General features: G+C 42.4%; 1 protein-coding gene. It reads left to right on the plus strand.

Annotation, left to right across the window (positions count from 1 at the left end; genetic code table 11):
- Nucleotides 1-635, plus strand: a 635-nt coding sequence (locus AB4623_RS24250) for an ATP-binding protein (protein ID WP_372147553.1), incomplete at both ends; no start/stop codon positions are given.

Raw genomic sequence — 635 nt, forward strand, 5'->3', positions numbered from 1 at the left:
GAAGTGGATGATCCTAAGAGACGTGACGATCGAAATACTAAGGTCAAAGAACTTGAAACGGTGCATCAAGAGTTTGAATCTTTTGAAACTAAACTGAAAGAGTTGAGAGCCAAAGCTCATCGAACCAAAAAAGAGTTTGATGAGAAGCTCTCTATCTTGAGAAACCACAAACAGCGAGCTGACAGTGCAATCTCTCGCCTAACTAACTATGTGATGTTTGAGGGCGAAGAAGGCAGCCAAGAAGCGCTCGATTATAACGGCGATTTAAATTCACTCTTGAGCTATGTAGAGAGCAAACTCCCGGAGTTAGAGAGGCTTACTAAGCTACGTAAAAAAGATATACAACAGATGGAAACTATCATTCTCAACCTTGGTGACGGGGAGCTGTATCGTTTCTGGAATGAAAGCAGCCGAAACGCCATTACAGAGGATATTGTTGCTAGTGACTCTAAGCGAATAGATATTCTAGAAATCATCATGAATGACATTATTCCTCAGGTGACCAGCATAACAATTGAAAGCGCGGTCAACATGGGGCGTATGCTCGTTGACTTCAAGCATCGGCTACTCGGCTTCGACCGTGACATTAAGAAACTTGGTCGTAATATCTCTGAACAAGTAAAGCTCAATAACAC

This window comes from Vibrio sp. 10N.222.52.C12 (assembly GCF_041474215.1).
GTDB lineage: Bacteria > Pseudomonadota > Gammaproteobacteria > Enterobacterales > Vibrionaceae > Vibrio > Vibrio crassostreae_C.